Annotated in this window: 17 protein-coding genes and 1 tRNA gene; 6 read left to right on the forward strand and 12 right to left on the reverse strand. The window is 68.1% G+C overall.

Annotated features, from left to right (window positions below; all coding sequences use genetic code 11):
• Positions 1–93: 93 nt before the first annotated feature.
• Positions 94–2,295 carry a choline BCCT transporter BetT gene (betT, locus tag HD592_RS01650; protein WP_184451449.1) on the forward strand — a complete coding sequence of 734 codons (2,202 nt, stop codon included), beginning with the start codon at positions 94–96 and terminating at the stop codon, positions 2,293–2,295.
• A 22-nt stretch (positions 2,296–2,317) separates the two neighbouring features.
• On the opposite strand, the gene HD592_RS01655 is transcribed toward betT, so the two are convergent.
• From HD592_RS01655 to HD592_RS01700, 10 genes are all read right to left on the reverse strand, one after another.
• Complete coding sequence (locus HD592_RS01655) at positions 2,318–3,220, reverse strand: glycine betaine ABC transporter substrate-binding protein (RefSeq protein ID WP_184451450.1); 903 nt, start codon at positions 3,218–3,220, stop codon at positions 2,318–2,320.
• Positions 3,221–3,237: 17 nt separating this feature from the next.
• Positions 3,238–3,915, reverse strand: coding sequence for an ABC transporter permease (locus HD592_RS01660; RefSeq protein ID WP_184451451.1), 678 nt, complete (start codon positions 3,913–3,915; stop codon positions 3,238–3,240).
• Positions 3,912–4,583 carry an ABC transporter permease gene (locus HD592_RS01665; protein ID WP_184451452.1) on the reverse strand — a complete coding sequence of 224 codons (672 nt, stop codon included), beginning with the start codon at positions 4,581–4,583 and terminating at the stop codon, positions 3,912–3,914. Before HD592_RS01665 ends, HD592_RS01660 begins: the two co-directional genes overlap by 4 nt.
• Positions 4,580–5,410, reverse strand: coding sequence for an ABC transporter ATP-binding protein (locus tag HD592_RS01670; protein ID WP_184451453.1), 831 nt, complete (start codon positions 5,408–5,410; stop codon positions 4,580–4,582). The genes HD592_RS01665 and HD592_RS01670 overlap by 4 nt, the downstream gene beginning before the upstream one ends.
• Positions 5,411–5,498: 88 nt before the next feature.
• A complete protein-coding gene (locus tag HD592_RS01675; RefSeq protein ID WP_184451454.1) occupies positions 5,499–5,957 on the reverse strand; it encodes a MarR family winged helix-turn-helix transcriptional regulator in 459 nt (152 codons plus the stop codon).
• Between the two features lie 168 nt (positions 5,958–6,125).
• Entirely contained in the window at positions 6,126–7,493 is a 1,368-nt protein-coding gene (locus HD592_RS01680; RefSeq protein ID WP_154475422.1) for a uracil-xanthine permease family protein, read from the reverse strand.
• 188 nt (positions 7,494–7,681) lie between these two features.
• Positions 7,682–9,262 (reverse strand): glycoside hydrolase family 36 protein, encoded by a 1,581-nt coding sequence (locus HD592_RS01685; protein WP_184451455.1) that lies wholly within the window; start codon positions 9,260–9,262, stop codon positions 7,682–7,684.
• A gap of 6 nt (positions 9,263–9,268) precedes the next feature.
• Positions 9,269–10,624, reverse strand: coding sequence for an ABC transporter substrate-binding protein (locus tag HD592_RS01690; RefSeq protein ID WP_184451456.1), 1,356 nt, complete (start codon positions 10,622–10,624; stop codon positions 9,269–9,271).
• Positions 10,625–10,667: 43 nt separating this feature from the next.
• Positions 10,668–11,549, reverse strand: a complete 882-nt coding sequence (locus HD592_RS01695; protein ID WP_184451457.1) for a carbohydrate ABC transporter permease — start codon at positions 11,547–11,549, stop codon at positions 10,668–10,670.
• Positions 11,550–11,553: 4 nt separating this feature from the next.
• Positions 11,554–12,483, reverse strand: a complete 930-nt coding sequence (locus HD592_RS01700) for a carbohydrate ABC transporter permease (RefSeq protein WP_221437793.1) — start codon at positions 12,481–12,483, stop codon at positions 11,554–11,556.
• Positions 12,484–12,561: 78 nt separating this feature from the next.
• Here HD592_RS01700 and HD592_RS01705 point away from each other — a divergent pair, with 78 nt between their 5' ends.
• Positions 12,562–13,731: an ROK family protein gene (locus HD592_RS01705; protein WP_184451458.1), complete on the forward strand. Its 1,170-nt coding sequence runs from the start codon at positions 12,562–12,564 to the stop codon at positions 13,729–13,731.
• Positions 13,732–13,862: 131 nt separating this feature from the next.
• Here HD592_RS01705 and HD592_RS01710 read toward each other — a convergent pair whose 3' ends face one another.
• Positions 13,863–14,897: a DUF5692 family protein gene (locus tag HD592_RS01710; protein WP_184451459.1), complete on the reverse strand. Its 1,035-nt coding sequence runs from the start codon at positions 14,895–14,897 to the stop codon at positions 13,863–13,865.
• Entirely contained in the window at positions 14,894–15,862 is a 969-nt protein-coding gene (locus tag HD592_RS01715; RefSeq protein ID WP_407822410.1) for a hypothetical protein, read from the reverse strand. Before HD592_RS01715 ends, HD592_RS01710 begins: the two co-directional genes overlap by 4 nt.
• 250 nt (positions 15,863–16,112) lie before the next feature.
• Here HD592_RS01715 and HD592_RS01720 point away from each other — a divergent pair, with 250 nt between their 5' ends.
• The 4 genes from HD592_RS01720 to HD592_RS01735 all read left to right on the forward strand — a co-directional run bounded on the left by HD592_RS01720 (position 16,113) and on the right by HD592_RS01735 (position 19,451).
• Positions 16,113–17,402, forward strand: a complete 1,290-nt coding sequence (locus HD592_RS01720; RefSeq protein WP_184451461.1) for a DUF5692 family protein — start codon at positions 16,113–16,115, stop codon at positions 17,400–17,402.
• Positions 17,403–17,549: 147 nt separating this feature from the next.
• Complete coding sequence (locus HD592_RS01725) at positions 17,550–18,290, forward strand: glutamine amidotransferase-related protein (RefSeq protein ID WP_184451462.1); 741 nt, start codon at positions 17,550–17,552, stop codon at positions 18,288–18,290.
• Between the two features lie 101 nt (positions 18,291–18,391).
• Positions 18,392–18,476: transfer RNA gene (locus tag HD592_RS01730), tRNA-Ser, on the forward strand.
• Positions 18,477–18,938: 462 nt separating this feature from the next.
• Positions 18,939–19,451 carry a hypothetical protein gene (locus HD592_RS01735; RefSeq protein ID WP_184451463.1) on the forward strand — a complete coding sequence of 171 codons (513 nt, stop codon included), beginning with the start codon at positions 18,939–18,941 and terminating at the stop codon, positions 19,449–19,451.
• Positions 19,452–19,467: the final 16 nt, after the last annotated feature.

The raw sequence follows: 19,467 nt of genomic DNA on the forward strand, positions 1-19,467 counted from the left end.
GCGGGCGCGGAGGGTCCGTGAAAGGTTGGACAAGGCGCCGCCCTCGTCCGCGAGCGTCGGCGTCGAGTCCCATCCCCGACCGGAAGAGCGCCCATGAATCCGACCGCAGCGCAGTCGCCGACCCCGCGGAGCACAGCCCCGACTTCGCCGATCAACGCGGAATCCGGGAGCCGCCACCACGACCCCCGTCTGTCCGGAGCGCTGCCGGAAGCGGTCGAACCCCGGCTCAACCGGCCGGTCTTCGCCCTGTCCGCACTCATCATCGTCGGCGTCTGCCTCGCCGCGATCCTCAACCCGGATGCCGTCCAGAGCGCCTTCGACGCGGCCGTCGCCTGGACCGGGCGCTGGTTCGGCTGGTTCTACATCCTCCTCACGACCGCAGCCCTCGTCCTCCTCGGCGTCCTCGCCGTCACGAGGTTCGGGAACATCCGGCTCGGCCCGGACAACTCGACCCCCGACTTCTCGACCTTCTCCTGGGCGGCGATGCTCTTCGCCGCGGGCATCGGCACGGGCATCATGTTCTACGCGATCGCCGAACCGGTCGCCCAGTACATCGCGCCCCCGACAGGGCAGGGCGAGACCGTCGAAGCCGCGCGGAGCGCCGTGACCTGGACCCTCTTCCACTACGGGATCTCCGGCTGGGGCCTCTACGGCGTCGTCGGCATCGCCCTAGGCTACTTCGCCTACCGCAAGCGCGACCGCCTGGCCGTCCGTTCGACGCTCCGCCCGCTCCTCGGCTCGCGCGTCGACGGTGCGCTCGGCGACATCGTCGACGTGTTCGCCCTCGTTGGAGGCGTCTTCGGCATCGCCGCATCGCTCGGCATCGGCGTCGTCCAGCTCAACGTCGGGCTCACGCTCCTCTTCGGCGTCGAGCAGGGGATCGCCGCGCAAATCGGGCTCGTCTCCCTCGCCGTCCTCATGGCGACCGTGTCAGCGGTCAGCGGCGTCGACCGGGGTGTGCGGATCCTCTCGAACATCAACGTCCTCCTCGCGATGGGACTCGCCCTGTGGGTCCTCATCACGGGGAACACGGCCTTCCTCCTCGACGCGCTCGTCGCGAACATCGGCGACTTCCTCACCCGCTTCCCGGTGCTCACCCTCGAGACCTTCCCCTACGATCGGCCCGACGCCTGGCTCAACGGCTGGACGCTCTTCTTCTGGGCCTGGTGGATCACGTGGGCGGCTTTCGTCGGCATGTTCCTCGCCCGGATCTCGCGCGGTCGGACGATCCGCCAGTTCGTCATCGGCGCCCTCGTCCTGCCCTTCTCCTACGTCCTCATGTGGGTGTCGATCTTCGGCAACACCGCGCTCGACCTCATCCGCTCGGGCGATGCGGAATTCGAGAAGATCGCCTACGCGACCCCCGAGGGCGGCCTCTACGCCCTCCTCGACTCCCTTCCGCTGGGCGGCGCCTTCATCGCCCTCGCGCTCTTCGTCGGCGTCCTCTTCTACGTGACGAGTTCGGATTCGGGCTCCCTCGTCATGGCGAACCTGTCGACCCGGGACCTTCCCGACCGGCGCGACGCCGCCCCCTGGCTGCGGATCTTCTGGGCGGCCGCGACCGGTGCGCTCACGATCGCGATGCTCCTCGCCGGGGGCATTCCGATCCTCCAGCAGGCGACGATCGTCATGGCGCTCCCCTTCTCCTTCGTCCTCATCCTCATCGCCGCCTCCCTGTGGAAGGCCCTCCGCTCGGAGGCGACGAGGGCGGCGGCGCGGACGAGGGCGCTCGCCTCGGGTCTCATCGGCATGTCGGGCACGGCCGCGGGCCGGGTCCGCCTCTCCTGGCGGGACCGCCTCTCGAGGACCTTCGACGCGGTGAGCCCGGCGCGGGCGAAGAGGGCCCTCGATACGCGGGTCGTCCCCGCGCTCGACGCCGTCGCCGAAGCCCTGCGGTCTGAGGGCCTCATCGCGGAGGTCGTCGTTGAAGGGCCGGAGGCGGAGGATCCGGACGATGAGCGCGAGTTCCTCGGAAGGGCCTCCCTCGCGGTGTCGGCGAGCCCGGAGGTGCTCGAGCAGTTCGTTGCGCGCCTCCTCGACGTCCTCCTCGGCGGCGCGCCCGTCGATGCCGAGGCTTTCCGGTACACGGTCCGCATGGTCGTTTCCCCGGTGCCCGCCTTCGGCGTGTCGATGCCCGAGGACGATGACACGACGGTCCGTCTCGAGGTGAGGCCGCGCGGCGGCGGCCAGGGCTACGACGTGATGAATTGGACGAGCGACCAGGTCGCGCACGACGTCCTCGATCACTTCGAGCGCTGGATCGACTACCTCGGGGTCGCGGGGTCCGTCCGCTGAGCCGGGTCTCCCGGGCGGCGCCTCACTTGCCCAGCAGGCCCTCCGAGTTCAGCCACGCCGTCGCGATCGCCGCGGCGGACGCCGCCTCCTCGGTCGAGCGGCGATTCATCCCGATGAGGTCGTCCGGGTCGAGAGCCGCCGACACCCTGTTGATGACGGTGGCTGCGCCCTCGTCGATCGCGTCCGACACGAGGGGCACGACCCGCGAGGACAGGAACATGCCTTCGGGGTCCTCGAGGACGGTGAGATCCTCGGAGGCCAGCGCGGGGTCGGCGGAGTAGACGTCGACGAGATGGACGGACCCGTCGCGCAGGGCCTTGAGGGTGAGCGCGCCGCCGGAGTCCTCGATGGGGGCGAAGGAGACGGTGACGCCGTAGACGTCCTTGAGGCCGGTCGGGCCGTAGGGGCGCGTTTCCAGCTCAGAATTCCCCCCGAGGATCAGACCCTCGATCCCCGCGAGGTCGCCGATCGACCTCAGGGAGTGCTCCTGCGCGAATGCGCGCGTCACGACGTAGGAGTCCTGGTCGCTCGCGGGTGCGGCGTCGAGGGCGCGCAGGCCGTCGGGCAGGGCGCCCGGCAGTGCGGCGATGACGTCATCGGCGCTCGTCGCTTTCGCAGACGGGTCGAGGTGCTGGAGGAGATTGCCCGTGTATTCGGGCAGCAGATCGATCGAGCCCGCCTGGAGCTCGGGCATGTAGACCTCGCGCTGGCCGATGCGGAATTGGCGGTCCACCTCGTATCCGGCGTCTTCGAGGGCCTGGGCGTAGACCTCGGCGATGATCTCGTTCGAGTAGTAGTCCTGAGAGCCGACGACGATGGCCTTCGATGAGGCCTTGCCCTCCAGCGTGGCGGAGTCCGCGCAAGCGCCGAGGACGAGTGCGGCCGTTCCCGCGAGGGCGAGTCCGATGAGACGGGGAGTGCGCATGAAGAGGGTCCTTTCCGTCATGCGGGGGTTGTGTCGAAGGCCCGGCTGCGGGCGCGCGCTGCGCGCCCGATCAGGGCCCATGCGGCGTCGAGGGCGAGAGCGAGGGCGATGACGAGGATCGCGCCGGCGATCATCTGCCCGTAGTCGCGCGTCTTGAGGCCGGTGTAGAGGAAGCGCCCGAGGCCGGAATCGGCCGTGTAGGCGGCGAGGGTCGCGGTGGCGACGACCTGGAGGGTGGCGGAGCGCAGCCCTCCGAGGATGAGGTTGCGGGCCGCGGGGAGCTCGACCTCGCGAATGATGCGGAACTCCGTGAGGCCGATGGCGCGCGCCGCGTCGACGGTGCGGGCGTCCGCGGATTCGATCCCCGCGTAGGCGGCCGACAGCACGGGTGCGACGGCGAGGACGAGGAGGGCGAGGAAGGGCCCTTTGAGTCCGATGCCGAGCCAGAGCGCGGCCAGGGTGAGCAGGCCCAGCGTCGGAACGGCGCGCGCCGCTCCGGCGCCCGAGGTCGCCAGGAAGCGGAATCGCCCGGTGTGCCCGATGGCGATGCCGAGGGGCAGGGCGATGAGCGCCGCGGTGATGACCACGGCCCCGGTGACGCCGAGGTGCTGGAGGAGGCGCATGAGGATCCCGCTCGGTCCGCTCCAGTGGGCCGGATCGGCGAGCCATGCGAACGCGTCGCGGAGGATGCTCATGCGGCGGCTCCTTCCGCGTCCTCCGGTTTCCGGCGCTCCGCCCTCGTCCACGGGGTGGAAAGGGTGCCGAGGGCGACCGTCAGGCCGTCGAGGACGAGTGCGAGGGCGATCGTCGCGGCGAGGCCGACGGCGACTTCGGAGGCGAGTCCGCGCTGGAAGCCGTCGGTGAACAGGGTGCCGAGGGAGCGGATGCCGATGACCGCGCCGACGGTGACGAGGGAGACGGTCGACACGATGACGACGCGGATGCCCGCGATGATCGCGGGGAGCGCGAGGGGGAGCTCGACGGCGAAGAATCGACGGAATGCGGGGTATCCCGCCGCATCGGCGGATTCGAGGACGTCGCGGGGGAGCGATGCGAAGGCGTCGGCGGCCTGGCGGACGAGGACGGCGATCCCGTAGAGCGCCAGGACGATGATCATGTTGAGGTTCGACCTCAAGGCGATGCCGATGAGGACGGGGATGAGGAAGAACATCGGGAGCGAGGGGATCGCGTACAGGAGCGAGAGGCCCGTGAGGAGCGGAGCGCCCCAGCGCTGCGAGTGATGCGCCCACCAGCCGAGCGGGATGGACACGAGGATCGCGGCCGCGATCGCCGGGAGGGCGATGGCGAGGTGGGCGAGGGCGAGGGCGCCGACGAGGGGGAGGTTGGAGGGGAGCCAGCTCATCGGCGCTCGGCTTCGTCGGGGGCGCTGAGGCGCCCGAGGGGGCGGCCGAGTTCATCGGTGACGATCCGCCCCGCCGGGGTCTCGAGGGCGGTGAGCGCGCGATCCGCCGAGGCTCCCACGAAGGAGCGGACGAATTCGTCGGCGGGTCGGGACACGAGCTCGCGCCCCGTCCCGACCTGGGCGAGCGTTCCGTTCGAGCGGAGCAGGGCGATCTGGTCGCCGAGGGCGAAGGCCTCGTCGAGGTCGTGGGTGACGAAGAGGATCGTCGTGCCGACGCGCTCGCGGAGGGATTTGAGCTCGTTCTGGAGGTCGGCGCGCACGAGGGGGTCGAGGGCGCCGAAGGGCTCGTCCATGAGGAGGATGTCGGGCCGGTTGGCGAGGGCGCGCGCGACGCCGACCCTCTGGCGCTGTCCGCCCGAAAGCTGGGCGGGGAATCGGCGGGCGAGGGAGCGGTCGAGTCCGACGAGGTCGAGCAGTTCCAGCGCGCGCTCCGCCGAGGCGCTGCGGGACATGCCTTCGAGCCTCGGGACCGTGGCGATGTTGTCGAGCACCCGCCGGTGGGGGAAGAGGCCGCCGTCTTGAAGGACGTAGCCGATCGAGCGGCGGAGCCTCACCGGGTCCTCCCCCGCGACGTCCTTCCCCCTGACGAAGACCCGTCCGGAGGTCGGGGTGATCATGCGGTTCACCATCCGCATGAGCGTGGTCTTCCCCGAACCCGAGGTGCCGAGGAGGACGGTGGTAGTGTCGGCCGGGGCTTCGAGGCTCACGGAGTCGAGGATCCGGGCGCCGTCGGGGTAGGTGTGCGAGACCGTGTCGAAGACGATCATGGGTGCCTCCTCTTCCGGGAGGGCGCTCCGCCGAGGCGCAGGCCCCCTCCGGGGCGGGTCGCGGGCATCGGGTCTGAGATCGTGCCGCTCATGCTCGGGGCCGTTCCGCAGCGTCGGTCAGCCGCTCGAGGAAGCGGATGAGGGCGGCGAGTTCGGCGTCGTCGAATCGGGCGAGGAGTTCTTCGAGCGTGTCGATGATCGGGGCGTGCGAGGCGCTCATGCGGTCGCGGCCCTCGGCGGTGAGGGCGAGGCTCGTGGCGCGCCTGTCGGCCGGGGAGGCGCGGCGGTCGACGAGGCCGTCGCTCACGAGGCGGTCGACGAGGCGGGATGCGGCTCCGACGGTGATCCTCTGGGCGCGGGCGATGTCGTTGACCTTCGCGTCGCGCTCGCTCACCGCGTCGATGGAGCGGAGGGTGAAGTAGCGGCAAAGGCTGGTGGCGCGCTCGGAGGCGCTCAGCGTGTGCTCGAGGCGATTCCAGACGGAGATCTCCGCGCTGATGAGGGCGTCGAGGAGGGCGCTTGCGGCGCGGACCCGATCTTTCAACATCTCAATAGATTACATGTCATTTATATACTTGTCGAGGGCTCCCCTCCCAGGCCCCCTCGGGACCGGGGCCCGCAGCGCAGCGGCCCCGCCCTCGGCGACGGAAGAAGCGAGCGCCGGCCGCCCCGAAGGACGACCGGCCCTCCTGCGTGAATACGAGGGGGAAGAGCCTCACTCGGCGGCGGGGGCCGCCCTGTGCCGCTTCGCGTAGGCCTCGGATTCCAGCTCCGTGCCCGCGGGCGCCGAGGCCGGGGAGGCCTGCTCGAGGTTGGTGCCGCGGATCTTCGAGATCCACTTCATCGCGTGATAGATCGCGAGGGCGGCGGCCGTGCCGAGGGCGATGCCCTCGAAGGTCATGCCGCCCGGGCTCCAGGTGAAGTTCGCGATCGCGACGACGAGGGCGATGGCGGCGGTGTTGAGGTTGACGGGGTTGGAGAAGTCGACGCGGTTCTGGACCCAGATCCTCACGCCGAGCATGCCGATCATGCCGTAGAGGACGGTACCGGCCCCGCCGAGGACCCCGGCGGGGATCGTCGCGATGATCGCGCCGAACTTCGGCAGGAGCGAGAGCGCGAAGGCGAAGCCCGCGGCCACGACGTAGGCGGCGGTCGAGTAGACGCGGGTCGCGGCCATGACGCCGATGTTCTCCGCGTAGGTCGTCGTGCCCGAGCCGCCGCCGGAGCCCGCGAGGACCGTCGCGAGGCCGTCGGCGAGGAGGGCTCGGCCGGTGACGTCATCGAGGTTCTCCCCGGTCATCGCCGACACGGACTTCACATGGCCGACGTTCTCGGCGACGAGGACGAAGACGACCGGGACGAAGAGGCCGAGGGTCGAGGGGTCGAATGCGGGGGCGTGGAACTGCGGGAGGCCGAACCATGCGGCCTGCGAGATCGCCGAGAAGTCGACCTGGTGTTGGAGGACGGCGGCGAGGTAGCCGATGAGGACTCCGAAGAGGATCGAGAGGCGGCCGATGATGCCCTTGAAGAGGACGGTGATGATGCAGATCGACACGATCGTGATCAGGGCTGTGAGCGGCGCCTCCTTCACGTTGTTCCACGCGGCGGGCGCGAGGTTGAGGCCGATGAGGGCGACGATCGAGCCGGTGACGACCGGGGGCATGAGCGCGTCGATCCAGCGGACGCCCGCGAAGTGGACGATGGCTCCGACGAGGGCGAGGGTCGCGCCGGTCGCGATGACGCCGCCCTGGGCGTAGTTCATGCCGAGGGTTTCGGAGACGGCGACGATCGGCGCGATGAGAGCGAAGGAGGAGCCGAGGTAGGAGGGCAGTCGTCCCGCCGTGATGAGGAAGAAGAGGAGGGTGCCGATGGCGCTGAAGAACAGCGTCGTCGCCGGCGGGAATCCGGTGAGGAGGGGGACGAGGAAGGTCGCGCCGAACATCGCGACGACGTGCTGGGCGCCGATCCCGATGGTGCGGGGCCAGGAGAGGCGCTCGCCTGCGGCGACGACTTCGCCGGGGGAGATCGTCGTTCCGTTGCCGTGAAGTTTCCAGCGGAAGAAGCCGCGGGGGGTGTTGCTCATGAGTGAGCTCTCCGATCAGTCGATGGGCAGTGCCTGATGGGCGTGGCCGTTTCACCGGTCGGAACCTCAGGATACCGGGAGGGCCGCACGGCGAAGGAGGCCCTTCGGCTTTCTGAGACGAGCGCCGCATCCCGTCGGCCTCCCCGCCCCGCTGTGCGCAGGGGCGGGGAGGCCGACGGGGGGAAGGGCTACTTCGCAAGGATCCGGTCGCTCATCCTGACGCTCGGGGAGATCCACGGCTCGAAATCGACGAGGCGCGAATCGATGGAGAAGCGGTAGCGCGAGAGGCGTTCGACCCGCGCCCCCCGGCGCGCCGAGGCGCAGAGCTCGGCGACCCGTTCCCTTTCGGGGTCGGTGAGCCAGGCGTCCGGGTCGGAGCAGCCGACGACGCCGGTCGCCAGGGCGATATCTCGGGTGATCTGGCAGGCCTCCTCGCTGAGCAGGGAACCGTGGGTCCGGCAGATCGCCACGTCCGGATCGATGTCGGTGAGGGAGGAGAGCCAGAAGCGGGCGAGTGAGTTGCGCAGGGCGTTGCGCACGCCCGGGCCGCTCGGGTCCTTCTTGCGCTCCGTGTTGTCCCAGTAGGGAGCGGTGTCGGGGCCGACCCGCATCCCGTCGACGATCCCGATGGAGGGGGCGATGACCGCTCCCGATGCCATGATGTAGCACTCGGGGGCCGACTCCCGCAGGGCGTGCAGGCCGGTCCTGTAGGCCTCCTCCCGTCCGACGCGCCGATGCCGTGAACCGGGGATGGCGGCCGCGTTGAGGAAGTCGAGCTTGAGGTAGCCGTACCCCCACGAGGCGACGCGGGACACCGTGTCGCGCACCCAGTCGAGGGCCTCGGGGCGGGTGCAGTCGAGTGCGTAGTAGGGCGCCCCCCAGTTGTATCCGGCGATCGCGGGAGCTCCTGCCTCATCGGAGACGAAATACTCGGGGTGGTCGAGGGCGATGGGCGATTCGGCTGAGGCGATGAAGGGGGCGATCCACAGGCCCGGGGTCATGCCCGCGGCGCGGATCCGCTCGGCGATCGCCCCCATGCCCTCGGGGAAGTCGTCGTTCGCCTCCCAATCGCCGATGCCCCGCTCCCATCCGTCGTCGATTTGGAGGACGGCGTAGCCGGAGCGCTGCGCGGGCCCGATCTCCGCGTCGATCGCCGAGGCGCTCACCTCTTCGAACCAGGAGTACCAGGAGGACCACACGGGACCCGGCTCCTCTCGGCGGGGGAGCAGGCGCCCCGCTTCGGAGAGGGAGCCTTCGAGGGCGCGCGTCCACGCGGCGAAGACCTCGTCCTCGGCGCCGACCCCGATCCACCAGCGCCCGGGGGCGGGATCCTCGGAGTCCAGGGGGCGCGCCTCGATCCTGCCGGGGAGGAGGTCGATGAGGCCGCTCGCCCCGCCGAGGGCGCCGACGAGGAGATAGAGGGGCTCCTCGCCGACGGCTCTCGGCACGGCGATCGCGCCGAGGAGGTAGGAGCGGTGCCGCTCGGCGGTGTCGGTCGCGGCGTCCTCGGCGGTCGCCGTGCGCTCGGGATTGCCCCAGACCCGCCAGGGGTCCCGGTCGAGGCGCCACCACGCGGTCGGGGACCAGGAGGTCCAGCCGTGGCGGTAGATCTGGGCGTCGGGGGCCGCCGGGTGGGTGATGTTCAGGCGCGGGGCCTCGACGACGACCCCGGCTCCTCCGAGGGCGCGGGTGCCCGCGGGGGCGCCGATGAGTCGCCAAGCGGAATCCTCGCGGGTGACGAGGAGTTCGAGAGGAGTCGGGGTCGTCATCTCGGATCACTCGCTCAGCAGGGCGTTGACCTTGGCGGCCAGTTCGGCGAGGGCGCTCGCCGGGTCGGCTTCGCCCCGCTCGATCTTCTCGATGACGAGGTCGGCCTCGGTGTTGATCTCATCCGCCTTGAAGGTGATCGGGTAGTAGGAGAGGGCCTCCGGGTCCTTCGCGATGTCGAGGAAGGCGGAGACGTCGACTCCGGCGGCCTTGTGGGCTGCGGCCGCGGCCTCGGACTGGGCGGTGATCGAGGGGAAGACGACGGCTTCGGCGGCGATCACGGTCTGGCACTTCTCGGAGGTGAGGTACTTGACCCACTGCCAGGCCTCGTCCTGGTGCTTCGAGGCCGCGGTGATCGAGGGGGCGAGCCCGTTGATGATCGTCTTGCGGCCTTCGGGGCCCTTGGGCAGCGGGGCGAAGGCGAATTCCTGGGCCTCGGACTGGGACCAGGTGTTGATCCTCCAGGAGCCGTCGGGCACGAGGGCGGCCTTGTTCTGCTCCATCATCGGTTGGAGGCCGAGGTTGCCGGCCTTCTCGACGGGGGTGACGTATCCGGCGTCGATCTGCTTCTGCCACCAGGTGAGCGCCTCGGCGAGCTTCGGGTCGTCGAGGTTGTAGTGGGTGCCGAAGGGGTTCTTGTCGAGGTAGGTGAATCCGTTGGACAGGGCGAGCCACGACCAGGGGCCCTGGCCGACGACTCCGCCGCCGGTCTCGAGGCCCCATCCGTAGGTGGCGACCTTCGTCTTGTCGAAGCCGGGCTCGTCGCCCCTCACGCCGTTCTCGTCGATCGTCAGGCGGGCGACGAGCTTGCCGAAGGAGCCGCCGTCCTGCGGGTTCCAGTCGAGGTCGGCGAGGTCGGCGGCGCTCAGGCCCGCGTCGGTGACGTCCTTGACGTTGTAGACGAGGGCGATGGTGTCCCAGTCCTGGGGGATGCCGAAGGTCTTGCCGTCGTAGTCCCACAGGGAGGCGAGGTCGCCGGTGTACTGGGACAGGTCGATCCCGTCCTTGTCGATCATCGGCTTGAGGTCGGTGAGGACGCCCTTGGAGGCGAGCTCGGGGTAGTGGGCGACGTGGTTGGTGATGACGTCGGGGGCGGTTCCGGAGTTGATGCCGACGGTGAGGTTCTTCCAGTAGTCGTCCCAGCCCTTCTGGTCGATGGTGACGTGGATGCCGCTCTCCTTCTCGAAGGCGTCGGCGCACTTCTGGTAGGCGGTCTGCTGGTTGGGGTCCCAGAGGGAGTAGGTGATCCCGGTGGAGGCGGCTGAGGACTCGGAGCCGTTCTCGGTGAGTTCGGCGGGGGTGCAGGCGGCGAGGGCTCCTGCCGTGAGCCCCGCTGCTGCGAGGAATGCGAGGTGGCGTCTCATTGTGTTCTCTCCTTCGAGAAGTGCGCGGTGTGCGCGGGATGGATTACTTGGCTGCGGTGAGGCTGATGGAGGACACGAGCTTGCGTCCGAGGACGATGAGGATGATGAACATCGGGATCGTCTGGAGGGTGGCCGCGGCCATGAGGCCGGTCCAGTCGGGGCGGGTGGAGGGGGAGCTCTGCTGGAAGGCGGCCAGGGCGACGTTGAGGAGGCGGACCGTGTGGTGCTGGCCGACGAGTTGGGGCCAGAGGTATTCGTTCCAGGCGAAGACGGCCTGGATGATCGCGACGGTCGTGATGGGGGCCGAGGTCATGGGCACGATGACTTTTCTGAAGGTCGTCCATGAGCCCGCCCCGTCGAGCATGGCCGCTTCTTCGACTTCCTTGGGGAGGCCGAGCATGAACTGGCGGAGGAAGAAAATCGCGAAGGGGCTGACGAGGACGTAGGGGGCGAGGAGGCCGGCGAAGCTGTTGAGGAGCCCGAGGTCTTTGATGAGGACGAAGTTGGGCAGGACGATGAAGATCGGCGGGATCATCATGCCGGTGAGGAGGATCCCGAAGACGAGGTCGCGTCCGGGGAAGCGCAGGCGCGCGAAGGCGTAGGCGGCCATCGTTGATGTGACGACCTGCCCGATGACGAGGATGCCGGTGAAGATGAAGGAGTTCCTCAGGTAGAGCCAGAAGTACATCTTCGCGCCGGTGCCTCCGGCGGCGATGTCCTCCTCGAGGGAGACGAGGCCGAGGACCCTGCGGAAGTTGACGTCGGTGAGGCGCTGGGGGATCGGCGAGTAGTCGCCGTTGAAGACGTCGGCGTTGGGGATGAGGGCCGTGCGGATCGCCCAGGCGAAGGGGATGAGCGTGATGGCGAGGAGGAGGGCCATGAGGGCCCATCCGATGATGCGTTCGATTCGACCGGTGGAATTCATGGCGTCACCCGAGATCCGATTGCTCTGCGCGGGAGAAGCGCAGTTGGACAAGTGTCATGAGGAGGATGATGAGGAGGAGGACGACGGACATGGCGGCGGCGTAGCCCATCTGCCCCTGTTCGAAGGCCTTCTGATAGATGTAGAAGTAGATGACCCTGGTGGAGCCGATCGGCCCGCCCTTGGTGGCGACCGCGACGGTGTCGAAGATCTGGAAGGATCCGATCATCGAGACGATGACGACCATGACGAGGATCGGCCGGGTCAGGGGCAGGGTGATCCGGAAGAAGGTGCGGGCGGCCGAGGCCCCGTCGAGGGCTGCGGCTTCGTAGACCATCTGGGGGATGGTCTGCATTCCGGCGAAGATCAGCAGTGCGGTGTAGCCCATGTTCCGCCAGGAGTTGACGAGGGCGACGGTGAGGATCGCGATGTCGGGGTCGCCGTAGAAGGCGATGGGCTCGGTCCCGAGGAGTTCGAGCCCGTGATTGAGGAGCCCGACGTTGGGGTCGAGGATGAAGAGCGTGATGACGGCGATGGTGACGTTCGGGACCAGCCAGGGGACGAGGAGGAGGGAGCGGATCAGGGTGGAGTGGCTGATCCGCTGCATGAGGACGGCGATGGCGAGTCCGGCGGCCGTCTGGGTGGTGATGTTGACGATCACGTAGACGGCGGTGATCGCTAGACTGTGGCCGAAGTTCTCGTCGGCGAGGAGTTTCGCGTAGTTGCCGAATCCGACGAATTCGGGCGCCGTGATGAGGTCCCAGTCGGTGAGCGAGATCTGCAGCCCTTTGACCATCGGCACGAGGTAGAAGACGAGGAAGCCGATGAGGGCGGGTGCCAGGAAGAGATAGGCGGTGATCGTCGTGCGGCGCGCGCGAGAGGAGGCCCCGGGTGTGCGGGGCGCGGAGGTCGACGGTGCTGTCGAGTGGTTCATCATTGAATCCTCATTCGCTGTGAAATCTCTTCGAATATAACGTAAGTTTCTTAATTAAGTCAAGCCCAGGAGGAGGGGAGCATGAGAGCACCGCGACGGATCCAGCGCAGGGCCAACATGTCCGCAGCCCTGAAGAGCTGCATCGACGGTCCCCGCACGCTCGCCGATATCGCCGCCGCCACGGGTGTGACGCGCGTCGCCGCCGAAGCCGTCGTCTCCGACCTCGTCGAACTCGGATGGCTCGAGGAAGTCGCCGTCACCCCGGCCGCCCCGAGGCTCGGAAGGCCGGCCGCCCACATCGGCCTCCACTCCGCCCTCGGCCAGGTCCTCTCCATCGACATCGGCGCCCACCACGCCACCGCCATGACCGCCGACCTCTCCGGCGCGATCCTCGCCGCCGAGAGGATCGAACTCGCCGAGGACCTGATCGCGCCGGACCGCCTCGACGCCTCCATCGGCCTCGGCCGCAGGGTCCTCGCGAGGAACCCGGGCCTGCCCGTGTGGACCTGCACCCTCGCCTCCCCCGGCGTCGTCCACGAGGGCGTCGTCGCCTACTTCGGCGGAGAGGGCATGCCCGGATGGAAGGGCGTCCGCCTCGACGAAGAAGTCGGCGCCGCCCTCGGCACCCGCGTGCGCAGCGCCGGGGACTGCGCCCTCGGCGCGCGAGGGGAATCCTGGAGGGGCGCCGCCGCGGCCTTCGACGACGTCGTCTACATCCTCGCGGGCAGGCGCACCGGCGCGGCCTCGGTCATCAACCACCGCGTCCACGAGGGCCTTTTCGGAGCGGCCGGCCTCATCGGCGAACTCCCCCAGCTCCGCTGGCGCGAACTCGAAGAAGAGGTCTTCGCCGACGCCCTCTACGAGGGGGCGAGCCCCACGAGGGAGGACCTCATCCGCGCCGCCCGCCGATCGGATTCACGCGCCCTGCGCGCCCTCGACGAATACGCCGAAGTCCTCGCCCTGGGGGCCGCCGCGATGATCCTCGCCCTCGCCCCCCAGTGCCTCGTCGTCGGCGGACAGTACTCGGCCGACGCCGACCTCTTCCTCCCGCGCCTGACCGAAGCGCTCGATCGGCTCTGCCCCTTCGCGCCCGAAGTCGTCGTATCGACCCTCGGAGCGGACGCCGTCGTCCAGGGGGGGATCCGCCTCGCCCTCGACGACATCCTCGACCGGCTCGACGCGATCGTCCAGGGCGCCGACTTCTTCCCGGCTGCCACGCCCGAGAGCCTCTGGGCCGAGGACCGGCGCTGAACCGGACGGAGCCCGGGGCCTGACCCCCGGACGAAGAACCCCGCCGGAACACGACGACTCCCCGGAAGAAGGACGGTCCGCGCCGTCCGGCTTCCGGGGAGCGCCCCGCCGAGGGGCCGGGATCCGCCGCCTCAGGCCGAGGCGAAGAACCCCGCCTTCTCAGGGGTCGTGCCCAGGCGCCCGGCGATGAGCCGCTTGTCCTCGTCCGAGGCGAGATCGCGGATCCATCCGATGGACTCGGGCGTATCCGCATAGACCTCTTGGACGAAGGGGTTGCGGCGAAGCGTCGCGATCCTGTGGATGTGCCGGGCGAAGACGAAGACGTTGATCGCCAGGGCCGCCGCCGACACGAGGAACAGGGCGTAGGGGTTGTGCGCGCTGCGGTGCGCGAACATGGAGTCCTGCATGAAATGCGGGAAGGTGAGGACCACCGCGCACCAGAAGGTCAGCGTGTAGGCCCGGTACTGGATCCACGCCCCGCGCCCGAACTTCATGAAGGCCGGGATCGTGCACGAGGCGAGGAGCGCCACGCCCGAGTACCAGGCCCGATCAGCCAGGCAGTTGTACACGTAGGCGAAGTTCCACACGTCGTAGGCGACGATCCACCAGATCGTCAGATCGGTCCATACCAGCGCCCGCTCCTTGCCCTTCGACACGAAGATGCCGATCCAGCCGGAGATCGCCAGCAGATTGAGGATGCCCGCGATGCCGTTCATGATGTTCCAGGGCCCGCCCCAGGTGACCATGCCCTGCGAGGGATCGACGCCGTGGATGAAATAGCACTGGAAATCGCGCACCACGGCCTCGGCGATGTTGAGCGCGAGGATCGCGGGAGGGATCAGCAGATACCACCTGTTGTGCCGCAGCCTCGGAAAGACCTGGAGCGCGACGAGGCACAGGGAGCCCGCGAGGGCGGAGTACTGCTTGACGATCGGGAACCACCCGGCTGAAGCCGTGCCCGCGGTCGACGTCGGCCACCAGAAGATCGTGAGGGCGACGGGGATGACGATGAACACGGCGAGGACGGCCCACATGTTGCGCTGAGCGAGCCAGGCGGTGAAGGCGAGAGCCGCGACGACGACGGCGAGCGTCGCGTAGTCCCACCATTCGCCGACTTCGAAGAAGAAGAGCGTCGGATACTCCGGAGGGATGATTCCGCCCGTCATCGCTGCTCCTTGCCCCAATCGGGGAGGTAGCTCCGCTCCATCTTCTGACGGATCTGCTCATCCCAGGAGAACTCGGGCTCGCTCCAGCCCTCGAAGTAGTCGGCATCGACATCGTGCTCCCAGGGCGTGCCGGGGCCCGTCGGCGGCCACGAGGGATCCTCGGTCACCGGGGGGCGGATCTCGGCGACGGCGGGCGCCGAGCGGCCGTAGCGGAACCACTGGGTGTAGGTGTCCTCGAAGAGCGGCGTGCCGTCGTAGCGGCCCGCGGGAGTCGAGGAGCCGAAGAAGCGGCCGCCGAGCATGCCCCTCATGAAACGGCCCGTGAAGTGCTGCTTCTTGCGGAACTCCAGGACGCGCTTGACGTAGAGGTTCTGCAGGTGCGTCATGCAGCCGCCGATGAACTCGATGTTCACCCAGTTGAGCGCGGTCATCGCGGCGGAGCCCGGCTCGTAGCCGATCCGCCAGTGGTTGATGAGGCGCGTGCGCCCGCCCTCGAGCGGCACCACGTAGAAGCACCAGGCCGCGGCGAAGTGCGTCATGCCGGGGAAGCGAAAGGCGTAGGAGCCCGGGGCCTTCGGCGGGTTCTTCGTGTCGACCCACTGGACCATGTACTTGCCGGGGACGATATCGGCCCATTCCATCGACATGCCGTGGAAGTCGAAGGCGGCAATGTCGCCCGGCATCATCGAGTCGGGCTGCTGGAACTCCTCCTGGATCTCGTAGGAGTTGAAGAAGGGGAGGCGGGCGAAGGTCCGTTCGAGGAACTCCGAGGAGAAGGATCCGGACTTCTCGGCCCCGATCTGCTTGAAGAGCCTCCACACCGCGTAGGCCGGGGCGTCGATCGTGATGGCGTAGGTCGAGGAGTAGCCGTTGTCGTAGTTCGCGTCGATGAGGTCATCACCCGGGTAGCGCCATGCCTGCTCCTCGGGCGTCGCCTTGCCGGACAGCTGGCTGAAGGCGTACATGCCTCCGAGGAGGCCCAGGCCTCCCAGGGCGACGAGCTTGCCGAGCCTGTTGCTGCGAGCGGATGAAGAAGTCATCGTCGATCCTCCTTGTGGGGTCGTCGTGTATGCGTCGCGGCGCATCGGCCTCGTCTTCGGGGCCCTCATGCGATCCATTTCCGCGGACTTTTTTCCGAATTGCCACTTTTTTGTGGTTGACCCACTACCATAATCGGTCATATTGAGCCTCGAGGCGGTTTCAAGGAGGAAACCAGTGGATTCTTTGTTCCTGTGGGAACTCGGTTCGCCGAAAGTCTATCTTTTGTGGATTGTCGTACTGCTCGCGCAGATTCTCGTCGCCGAGATCAATCGGCGCTGGAATTGGACGATCTTCGCGGTCTGGACCATCGGGGGCATTGCGCTCATGCCCTACGCCTGGATCCACGGAACGCCGATGGTCGGGTGGTTCCCCTTCGGCAAGTACGCGATCATGATCCTCACCGCGACGATGACCGGGATCGTCCTCGTCTATGCGAAGCGCAATCCGGTCAAGGCCCACAAGTACGCGATCTGGCTGGGTGTCGCGCTGTGGATCGGGCTCGCCGTGAACATCATGGAGGCGAACGTCCGCGACCTCACGATCTGGTGGAACGCGGACGCCTACTACGCCTGCGGCGCCGATTGGCAGTGCCTGAAGGGCGTGAACGACTCCCACACGATCGACATGATCGCGGGCCTGCCCGAGGCGCGGGGCGTCAGCGCCGAGCTCCATTCGCAGGCCTGGTACGAGGCGGTTGCGGCGAACCTGAAGGAGCGCCACGTCGGCATCGATCCGGCCACCGGGTTCCGCACGATCGGCGGCTACTGGAATCTGCTCTCCGCGGCCGCGGGCCTGCTCAACATCATCACGATCACCGGCCTCGGCAAGATCATCGCGACCTCGCCCGGCAAGCAGAAGGTTCGCGGTCTCATCTGGGTCGACATGGTGTGGCCCTGGGTGATCGCCTACGACCTGTGGAACCACGCCTTCCTCTACAACTCTCTGGCCGACTACACGTGGTACTGCACGCTCGCGCTGCTGCTGGCCTGCACGATTCCGGCCTTCACGTGGGCGAAGGGGCAGTGGATCTGGTTCCGGTGCTTCACCCTGGTCTTCTGGATTTCGATGAACACGCTGCTTCCGGAGATTCTCGTGCCCCCCTCGGATATTTTCAATTTTGCAACAATGGATCCGAGGGCGAATATCGCCTGTGCGGCGGTCGCTCTCATCGCGAATGTGGCGCTCTTCGTCTATTGGCTGTACAAGATCGTCGCATTCAAGCGGAACCCGATTACCGGCGTTCTTTATCCGGAACTTTCGGAATTTAGGACCATCGTCCTGGATCATTGTGATGATCGGGATAAGTACTTCATCGTCGACCGAATTCCCGAGACTCCGGAGGAATTGGGATTCCAGCCCGAATCGCCCGTGCCTCCGGCCGAGGGATACGCCTCCTGGATGCCGTGGTGGAAGGGCGAGGATCGGCGCTATCCCAAGCCCCGTTCCCCCATGCGCCGCCGCTGAGGCCGCCCGCCGCGGCGCGGCGTCCTGGCGGGGCGGGTGCCCGGCGGCCCTTGCCCTCGCGCTCCGCCCTCGTCCGAATCGACGAGGGCGGAGCGCCATTTGGCGGAACGCCCGACCCCTCGAGTCGACTTTACTTAGACTTGAGACATGGCATCCTTTCTCTTGGTTTCTACTCGTCCTGAGGAAGAGGCGATCGAGGCGGAGTACTCCGCCTTCTTGAGCGTCTCGGGTCTCGAGGAGCAGGAGCTCGAGCAGGTCAGGCTCGACATGCTCGGCCTGCCGGAGATCGATGTGCGGGCCTATTCGGGGATCATCGTCGCGGGCTCGCCCTTTGGCGCGACGACGCTCGACGACTTCAAGACGCCCTCGCAGCGCAGGGTCGAGACGGAGCTGCGCCACCTCCTCGCAGACATCCTCGAAGCGGGTGCGCCCTGCCTGACGACCGGATACGGCACGGAGATCGCCACCGTCCTCATGGGGGGGAGCATGTCGACGGAATGCGCGGAGGAGTCGCAGCTCGTCGAGATCCTCCTGACCGCCGATGGCATCGCGGACCCGCTCCTCGAGGACTTCCCGCGGACCTTCCCCACCTTCGTCAATCATCGCGAGGCCGTGTCCTCGCTCCCTCCCGGCGCGACTGTGCTCGCCAAGTCGATCACCTGCCCGGCGCAGATCGTGAAGTTCGCCGAGAACTTCTATGCGACGCAGTTCAACCCCGAGTTGGACTCGGACCTCATTTCGGATGCCCTTCAGCGCTGGGAGGATGCGGGCTATCCGGGGACCGACGACGTCGACTACCTCGTCGTGATCGGTCGAGAGGGGAGGGGGCGCCATCAGGCGGGCAGGGTCGTGGCGAACTTCGTGAACCGCTATCGCTCCGCTTCTTGAGCCGGGGCGGCGTGAGGCACCCCATGCTCCGCCGCTCGCCGCTGGTTAGCGTTTTGGCGCTCCTAGCGTTTAGGATGGTCGAGCGCACTTCGGTGCGTGCTGGAGGATTCGCCTAGTGGCCTATGGCGCACGCTTGGAAAGCGTGTTGGGTGCAAGCCCTCGGGGGTTCGAATCCCCCATCCTCCGCCCTTGCTTCGGCCCGGCGTCACGCGAATGAGTGGCGCCGGGCCGAAGTGTTTCACCGCCCTCGGCCGCCGGCGACGGTCTTGAGCGCGGCGCGCACGGGCGGGCGCCGCGTGCTGGTCGGGGCGGCGGTTCCGGGTTTGCCCGCGCGGGCCTTCTGCGAAGGTGGCGACTTCTCGCCTTCTGCGGCTCGGAGTCCTGAATCTTGGTGCCGAGCCCATCGGGTGATGGGGATGGAATGATGGCGTGTTCCCCGTCATGTAATCCAAATATTGAAGAAGTTGGGGAAGTGCCGGCGCTGAGCACGATGGACGTGTTAGGAATGGCGTATCGGTGTGCGGCGCACGCCGAGTCCTTCGCCCGGCACGACAGAGGTGGACCCCATGCCGTACACGATGAATACCCCTTTCGCCGCAGCGGAACGCCCCCGGTGAGCCGCGCGCCATGGGTGAGGGGCGACGGGCTGTGAGGGCGATGCCGCTCATCGCAGTGGTCAGTGCTTGCGTCGCCCTGACCGGGATCTACGGCGCATGGGACTGGGGTCGTCACGAAGGGTACTGGGGGACGTCGGACGAGCTCGCCCGTCTGTCCAGCCAGGAGGTGATCGCCTCCGATGAAGGGCTGGCCAGCCGCATCGTTGATCGCTCACCGCATCGGGCCCTTCTGGACAAGCCTCGCCCCCAATGGGTCGAAGCGGAGATCGCCCCGTCCCCCGGATCCGGAGTCCCCGCCACGGCCGACGGGCTCTCGCATGAACTGCGGGCCAAGGCGACGAGGACGGGATGGGCGATCGACGAGGAGTGCATGCCGGATCTTCTCTGGTGCGCGCGCCGCATCGACGCCGAGGGATTGACCCTGTTCATGACGGTCTCGGCTCCGCAAGGGGCGGAGCCGAAGAGTTCAGAAAGGATGAGCGGCGAAGCCGATCGCGCCGGCACCGAGTCGGGCGTCCTCCGCGTTCGTATGCAATACCTCTAAAGATGAAACCATTTTT

Source organism: Schaalia hyovaginalis (genome assembly GCF_014208035.1).
Taxonomy (GTDB): domain Bacteria; phylum Actinomycetota; class Actinomycetes; order Actinomycetales; family Actinomycetaceae; genus Pauljensenia; species Pauljensenia hyovaginalis.

Bases quoted from the DNA above. Each gene is read 5' to 3' on its own strand.
- HD592_RS01695 (WP_184451457.1), bottom strand. From the start codon at position 11,549: ATGAATTCCACCGGTCGAATCGAACGCATCATCGGATGGGCCCTCATG.
- HD592_RS01700 (WP_221437793.1), bottom strand. From the start codon at position 12,483: ATGATGAACCACTCGACAGCACCGTCGACCTCCGCGCCCCGCACACCC.
- HD592_RS01680 (WP_154475422.1), bottom strand. From the start codon at position 7,493: ATGAGCAACACCCCCCGCGGCTTCTTCCGCTGGAAACTTCACGGCAAC.
- HD592_RS01705 (WP_184451458.1), top strand. From the start codon at position 12,562: ATGAGAGCACCGCGACGGATCCAGCGCAGGGCCAACATGTCCGCAGCC.
- HD592_RS01675 (WP_184451454.1), bottom strand. From the start codon at position 5,957: ATGTTGAAAGATCGGGTCCGCGCCGCAAGCGCCCTCCTCGACGCCCTC.
- HD592_RS01685 (WP_184451455.1), bottom strand. From the start codon at position 9,262: ATGACGACCCCGACTCCTCTCGAACTCCTCGTCACCCGCGAGGATTCC.
- HD592_RS01665 (WP_184451452.1), bottom strand. From the start codon at position 4,583: ATGAGCTGGCTCCCCTCCAACCTCCCCCTCGTCGGCGCCCTCGCCCTC.
- HD592_RS01660 (WP_184451451.1), bottom strand. From the start codon at position 3,915: ATGAGCATCCTCCGCGACGCGTTCGCATGGCTCGCCGATCCGGCCCAC.
- HD592_RS01725 (WP_184451462.1), top strand. From the start codon at position 17,550: ATGGCATCCTTTCTCTTGGTTTCTACTCGTCCTGAGGAAGAGGCGATC.
- HD592_RS01655 (WP_184451450.1), bottom strand. From the start codon at position 3,220: ATGCGCACTCCCCGTCTCATCGGACTCGCCCTCGCGGGAACGGCCGCA.
- HD592_RS01715 (WP_407822410.1), bottom strand. From the start codon at position 15,862: ATGTACGCCTTCAGCCAGCTGTCCGGCAAGGCGACGCCCGAGGAGCAG.
- HD592_RS01690 (WP_184451456.1), bottom strand. From the start codon at position 10,624: ATGAGACGCCACCTCGCATTCCTCGCAGCAGCGGGGCTCACGGCAGGA.
- betT (WP_184451449.1), top strand. From the start codon at position 94: ATGAATCCGACCGCAGCGCAGTCGCCGACCCCGCGGAGCACAGCCCCG.
- HD592_RS01710 (WP_184451459.1), bottom strand. From the start codon at position 14,897: ATGACGGGCGGAATCATCCCTCCGGAGTATCCGACGCTCTTCTTCTTC.
- HD592_RS01670 (WP_184451453.1), bottom strand. From the start codon at position 5,410: ATGATCGTCTTCGACACGGTCTCGCACACCTACCCCGACGGCGCCCGG.